Below are 7,197 nucleotides of genomic sequence, written 5' to 3' on the forward strand. Positions count from 1 at the left end.
GACAAGGGATCAAGCATGATTGAAATCAATAAGATGGGAGAAAGAAGAAAAAAACTTTGTTTTTGGTGGTGCTTGCTTTGCAGGTATTCTGTTTTTTGTAGTGTTTTTAGTTGAATATACTTCTAAGGTGATTTGTAGTGATTGGTGAAAAAATACAGATAAGTGATGAAGACCGTTGTGAATGGTGTCATGGAGATGAGTTATACCGGGAATATCACGATAAAGAGTGGGGCGTACCTTGCCGCGATGATGATACCCTTTTTGAATTTTTGATTCTGGAGGGTGCCCAGGCCGGGCTGTCCTGGATTACCGTTCTGCGTAAGCGAGAACATTACCGGAAGGTTTTTGATAATTTCGATGCGCGCAAAATTGCAAAATATGATGACAGCAAAGTAGAGGAGCTGCTTCAGGATCCCGGAATTATAAGAAACAAACTGAAAGTAAACAGTGCGATCCGTAATGCCAAAGCCTTTTTGAAAATTCAAAAGAAACATGGGTCATTTTCTGAATACATCTGGTCATTTGTTAATGGAAAAACCATTCATAATCATTTCTCTTCATTAAAAGATGTTCCTGCATCGACAGAGATATCTGACCAAATGAGTAAGGCTTTAAAGAAAGAAGGTTTTAATTTTGTAGGAAGCACCATCTGTTATGCATTTATGCAGGCTACAGGAATGGTGAATGACCATGTTTTCAGCTGCCATAAATCCAGTCAGCATTGAAGAAGGCAGCAGAAATAAAAACGCCATGGCTTTCTGGTATGGGTTGAATACCCACAAGTATTTTATGGATTTGTATTGCTATTAATACCTGCAAGTGGCATAACTACATATGTATACAGTTATTGACTATTTTCTTACAATGAGATAGCTGTTCTGTATGGCGGGCTTCAGGTAGGTCATTAATACTTACAAGCGTCAGAAGTTGCATATGAATAAGAAGAAAATTACGGGTGCAACGCTGGTAGAATGTCTTGAAACCGTTTGCAACCTGTACCGCCGCAAAATCAGCCTTTCCAGTTTATTGGCTGGTTTGCCTCTGTCTGGTGGCCAGCTAACGCCATCGCTTTTCCATAGAGCTGCCGAGAGGGCTGGCCTTGAAGCCAGGGTGAGTGATGTTGCTAAAGAAAAGCTGGAAGAATTTAATTGCCCTCTGATTTTAATACTCAATAAAGGGGCGGTGGTGCTTTTGCGCCTGAATGTTCATAAAGATGAAGCATTCGTTTGGGATAATGGAGAACCAAAGGCGGAGTCTTTTTCTGAAATGATGGCAGACTACACCGGTTATGCGATTCCGGTCACGCAGGCAACCGACACCGGTCTTGATATGGATCGTGACGGGGAGCGTGCGTTTGTTAGTGGGTTCTTGTCTCGTTATCCATGGTTTGTGTCTGTTCTCAAGCGCTACTGGAAAGTCTATAGGGATGTTCTGCTGGCCAGCTTCCTGATCAATATTTTTGCGCTGGTTTCTCCCCTCTTTGTTATGAACGTTTATGATCGTGTTGTTCCCAATAACGCGACGGAAACGCTCTGGATGCTTTCTCTGGGGGTGCTGCTTGCCTTCGTTTTTGACTTTGTTCTCAAGCTGCAGAGAGCCTGGTTTATTGATTATGCCGGCAAAAATATTGATATGGAGATCTCTTCGCGACTGCTTGAGAAAGTGATGGGGCTGAAAATGATCGCTCGCCCGCAATCGACGGGCAGCTTTGTTAATAACCTGAATGAGTTTGACAGCCTTCGCTCCTTTATTACTTCGGCCTGCGTGACCACGCTGGTTGATTTGCCATTTGTCTTCCTGTTCTTTGCCTTGATTGCCTGGATTGGTGGTTACATGGCTCTTATTCCCTTGGTGAGCATGTTGCTCTGTCTGGGGATTGCCTGGCTCGTCAACCGACCTTTGCAGGAACGTATTAATAAGCAGCAGCAGGTTTCAGCTTCCAGACAGGCTCTGTTAACCGAAGCTGTGCAAGGACTGGAAGCGATTAAAGGCAGCGGCTCTGAATCTTCTATTCAGTACCGTTGGGAGAGAATGGTTTCATTTTTGGCTGATAATGGCCTGTTTATTCGTCGGTTGCAGAATCTCAGCAGCCAGGGGGCTATGTTTGTACTCCAGCTCAATACAGTGATGTTGGTAATAGCCGGTGTTTATATGATCGGACTGGGTGAACTTTCCATGGGAGGGTTGATCGCTTCCATTATGATTGCAGGTCGCTGTGCGGCTCCGGTTAACCAGTTAATTGGTTTGCTGAATCAATATGAGCGGGCAAAACAGGCTCTTGATCAGGGTGATCATATTATCTCGCTGCCACAGGAGCGTGAGCAGGATAAAAACTATCTACGTCCAGATAGGCTTGATGGCAGCTGGAATATTCAGCAGCTCAGATTCTCTTATCCTGAACAGCCTCCATTGCTGGACGGCCTCGATTTCACCATCAAGCCAAATGAAAAAGTTGCCATTCTTGGCCGCATGGGTTCAGGAAAAACATCACTGATAAAACTGCTGATGGGCTTCTATGAACCAACATCCGGCAATATCTCTCTGGATGGTATCGATCAGCGTCAGATTGACCCTGCCGTTATTCGCAAGGGAATTGGATATGTTCCACAAAGCGTTCAACTGCTGAGTGGAACGATTCGCGAAAATATTGAGATGGGACGGCATGGTTTCAGTGATGACGATGTTGTTAGGGCAGCAAGGCTGGCGGGGCTGGGTGAACTGATCAGTCATTCTCCAAATGGTTTGGAATATCAGGTTGGTGAAGCAGGCCGGAACCTTTCGGGTGGTCAGGTTCAGGCTGTCGGTTTGGCGCGCGCTTTACTTGGTGACCCAGGTATTTTGATTATGGATGAGCCTACCAGTGCCATGGATAACCGCACTGAAGCACAGGTGTGCGAAAACCTGCGCCAGATTTGCCAAAACAGAACTTTGATTATGGTGACTCATCGTATGTCCATGCTGGCAATGATGAGCAGGATTATTGTGGTTGAAAGGGGGCAGATCGTCGCTGACGGTTCGCCTGATATTTTGAAGGCAGGCCAAAACGAAAAGAGGAAACAAAATCTGAAAGTTCAGGCCGCAGACGTATAAATCTAATAATAAATAGTTGTACGCGGTAATAAGTGATGAAAGAAGAGCTCGATGATAAGAGTCGGAACGTCGCTGAAGAATTTTCGTTCTACTTAGACGCCAAAGCAGCAGTAGAAAGACGTCAGCCCAAAGGTGGTCGCATTCTGATATGGATGACGCTGGTGGCTATTGTCACGTTTATTCTCTGGGCGGCGTGGATAGAGATTGATGAAATAACCCGGGGTATGGGAAAGGTCATTCCGTCCCGTCAGATTCAGGATGTACAGAATCTTGAAGGCGGTATTGTGGGCGACATTCTGGTGAAAGAGGGGGAAACCGTCGACAAAGGCCAGATTTTGATGACCATGGATGACACCCAGTTTATGTCCAGCCTGGGTGGACAGAAGATTAGTCGTACGGCACTTGAGATCAAACGATCCCGCTTGCGGGCAGAAGTTGTTGGCGAGTTTCCACTGATCTCTGACCAGGCCTGGCAGGATGCCCCTGACCTGGCTCAGCAGGAACTGGAACTGTACGGAAGCAGGCAGCAGGAGTTGGAAAGCCGTAAGAATGTGCTGCTGGAACAGGTTGACCAGAACCAGCAGCAAATTGAAGAGATGGGTGAACAAAGAAAGCTGTTGGGCAGGCGCAGAAACCTGCTGAAGGAAGAACTGGGAATCGCCAGTCGTCTTGCGGAATCCGGTGCTGTCTCTCGAATAGAAGTTTTACGCTTGCAGCGTCAAGTCAGTGATGTAGATGGTGAACTGGCGGTAACCAAAGAAACCGTTGACCGGTTGAATGCGCAGCAGAAGGAAGTTCATCAGCGTATCAACGAACTGCAGCTGACTTTTGTTAGCAGTGTCCGCAGTGAGCTGAATGAAACGCAGGCAAAAATCAAAGAGCTGGAAGCAACAGGAACAGCACTGGAAGACCGGGTGGCAAGAACGCAGGTTCGCTCTCCGGTAAAAGGCGTTGTAAAGCAGATCCTGGTAAACACCAAAGGTGGTGTCGTTCAGCCAGGAATGAAAATGATGGAAGTTGTCCCCCTGGACGACAAGTTACTGATAGAAACAAGGATACGTCCGCAGGATATAGGGTTTCTTCATCCAGGGCAGAAAGCTGTTGTTCGGTTCACAGCTTACGATTTTACGATTTATGGCGGCATTGAGGGGAAACTCACCCATATAAGTGCTGACACCATAACGGACGAGCAGGGCGAGAGTTTCTACCTTGCTCATGTGGAAACGGAAAGAAACAATCTTGATGAAAACGACGCTACCAGGCCGGTCATTACGGGAATGATTGCCAACGTCGACATCATGACCGGTAAAAAGCCTTTGTTGTCGTATCTGCTGAAACCTGTATTGAGAGCCAGGCAACTGGCTTTTAGTGAGCGATAAGCAGAGAACGGGGCCCCTGAACAGTTAAAAATACGAATAAAAACTGGGGGTATAAAAAATGGATACGACAGCCGAAAAACTGCTGGGAACAATAAGCTCAGTTATTGGCAAGGCAACTATTCGTAAGGCCGATGGAACAGAAAAGCCATTACTGGCAGGGGACACTGTTAATACGGGTGATCAGATAATTGCTGAAGGTGGCAATATTCTGATCCAGCTCTCCAATGGGCGCGTTGCTGAAGTTATACCCGGGCAAATTTTCGATCTGGGGAATGACTTTGTTCTTGATAGCCTTGGTTTGAGCAACGATGGGTATGCCGTTGCAGAGCTCGATAGTTTGATTGAATCTTTAGCACATTTGCCTGCGCCGACGGCAGGTGTTGATCCAGTGGACGAAGTTGTTCAGCAGACTGAAGATGAGCCACCAGCGGCAGATGGTGATAACCAAATTCCCAATGACCCTCCTCAGGCAGGCCAGGATTCTGGTTCTATGGGCGTTGCTGGTCTAACTGAGTTTGGATCAAATTCAGTTCAGGTTGAACGTGGTTTTCTGACAGAGGCACTTGCCCCTCTGGAAGCAGGTTTTGCCAATGATATTACCGTCGATGGGACTAACGCTACACCATCGGTAGGGTTGAATGCGGAAGTCAGACTCGACGATGAATCACTGCCAGGTGGTATTACCGGTGGAACGGGAGATGATGAAGCCGCACCGCTTAATACAACGGGCACACTCGCCTTCGATTTTGGCGGTGATGGGGCTGGTTCAGTTACTTGGGGAGCAATTCCTGACCAAGGCAACCTGAGTTTTGATATCAGTTCTGACGGCAGTGTTTTAACCGTCATTCAAACAATCAACCAAACATCAACACCCGTTCTTCAAGTCTCATTAGATACAGCCACGGGCGCATACATAGTAACGCAGCTTGCTCCGATAAATCATGAAGCCGGACAGGATGAAAATGATTTGCAGCTGACACTGAGTTACGTGGTCAGCGACAGCAATGGGGATCAGGCAACGGGCAGTTTAGCCGTAAACATTGACGATGATACACCCGTTGTTGGAGTGGATGAGGGTGGGGAAGCTACGTCAGTTAATACAAACCTGATGGTAATTCTTGATAAGTCAGGAAGCATGGACTCTCCGTCAGGTGTAAAAATTGATCCTACTGATCCGAATAGTCCTGAGTACACACGTTTCGCTCTGGCCAAGCTAACGATCAACAAACTGATTGATGATTACGGTCAGTTTGGCGATGTAAGAGTCAAAATAGTCTTTTTTGATAGCGGAGCTTCAACTCCCCAGAGTGTCTGGGTTAATGCGGCTGATGCGAAAACCTATCTGAACAGTCTTTCTGATACATACGGCAGTGGTGGAACGAATTTTGACAGTGCGCTCAGGCTGGCTGAAGAAGCTTTCAAGCAGTCAGGAAAATTTGAGCCAGCACCGGACAGTACTGCTTCAGTCAATAATGTGTCTTACTTTTTGACTGATGGGCAGACATCCCAAATTGGCAGTGAACCCGATTGGGTAGCATTTCTGCAGCAACCTGATGGGAACCAGCCTCCAATAAATTCAATTGCTCTCGGCATAGGGTCTGGAACTTCCAGCAGCAATATTAACCATATTGCTTACGATGCACAGAAGTCCACAGATACAGATAGTATCGTAGTGACTGACCTGAATAACCTGCAGATTACTGTTGAAGGGACAATAAATGTTCCCTCTGGAGTCCAGCAGGTAGTTCTGGATGATGATGACCAGAATGCTCAGGGTAATCCCGGCGGGCTAAATGATGATGCACCAACTTCAGCATCTGCATCGCCTACCGTAGCCAGCGGTACTCTGATTCATAATTTTGGTGCAGATGGACCTGGTGGAATCGAATGGCAACAGCCAGCTGACGGATCAGGCCTGAGCTTCAGTGTCACTGATGGTGCTCAAGGCAGCACTTCTGTTCTGACAGTCACTCAACAGCAGGGCGCTAATCAGGTTGTGATACTGACTGCTGTAGTTAACAAGGTTGACGGAACCTACACAATTACACAGGAGGCACCTGCGTGGCATCAGGGTGATAACACAGAAGATAATCTGGACTTAGCCATAACATATGTTGTTACCGATTCGGATGGGGATACTGCTGAGGGAACTCTCAACATTCGAATTGATGATGACACCCCGACCGGCACCAACCCGGACAGTGAAGTCCAGAACCCGATGTATATCGTGGATGACGATGACCAGGGCAATGGCAATGTTGGTGGTCCCGGCGATGATCAGCCGACCGTACCTTCCCAATCACAAATGCTGGTGCACAGCTTTGGCGCTGACGGTGCAGGCAGCATCACCTGGGATCAACCGGCAGACGCTAACGGCCTGAGTTATGTTGTGACGGCGGATGAGCAGGCCAACACCTCGATCCTGACCGTGACCCAGGACCAGGATGGCACTCCGGTTGAGATCCTGGTGCTGACCGTGAACCGGACGACCGGTGCGTACACTGTTGCACAAAGCAACCCGGCCTGGCATGCGGCAGACAATACCGAAGACAACCTGGACCTGACCCTGACCTACCTGGTGACAGATAAGGATGGGGATAAGGCGACAGGTACCCTGCAAGTGCGGGTGGACGATGACACCCCGACGCTTGATATCACCGGCCCGGGTGAAGTCAATGAGACCAGCGCCACCGGTATCAACGGTCTGCTGAGCGACCTGGACTATGGG

The 7,197-nt window shown here is 47.8% G+C and carries 4 protein-coding genes; all 4 read left to right on the plus strand.

Going from position 1 to position 7,197, the window contains the following annotated elements:
- Positions 1-137: 137 nt before the first annotated feature.
- Entirely contained in the window at positions 138-725 is a 588-nt protein-coding gene (locus tag M3P05_RS13330) for a DNA-3-methyladenine glycosylase I (RefSeq protein ID WP_249700212.1), read from the plus strand.
- Positions 726-933: 208 nt separating this feature from the next.
- Entirely contained in the window at positions 934-3,090 is a 2,157-nt protein-coding gene (locus M3P05_RS13335; RefSeq protein WP_249700213.1) for a type I secretion system permease/ATPase, read from the plus strand.
- A gap of 35 nt (positions 3,091-3,125) precedes the next feature.
- Positions 3,126-4,469, plus strand: a complete 1,344-nt coding sequence (locus M3P05_RS13340; RefSeq protein ID WP_249700214.1) for an HlyD family type I secretion periplasmic adaptor subunit — start codon at positions 3,126-3,128, stop codon at positions 4,467-4,469.
- A 58-nt stretch (positions 4,470-4,527) separates the two neighbouring features.
- Positions 4,528-7,197: DUF5801 repeats-in-toxin domain-containing protein (locus M3P05_RS13345; RefSeq protein WP_249700215.1), on the plus strand; the 2,670-nt coding region annotated here is incomplete at its 3' end.

The sequence above is a fragment of the Parendozoicomonas callyspongiae genome (genome assembly GCF_023502345.1).
GTDB lineage: Bacteria > Pseudomonadota > Gammaproteobacteria > Pseudomonadales > Endozoicomonadaceae > Sansalvadorimonas > Sansalvadorimonas callyspongiae.

Bases quoted from the DNA above. Each gene is read 5' to 3' on its own strand.
- M3P05_RS13335 (WP_249700213.1), top strand. From the start codon at position 934: ATGAATAAGAAGAAAATTACGGGTGCAACGCTGGTAGAATGTCTTGAA.
- M3P05_RS13340 (WP_249700214.1), top strand. From the start codon at position 3,126: ATGAAAGAAGAGCTCGATGATAAGAGTCGGAACGTCGCTGAAGAATTT.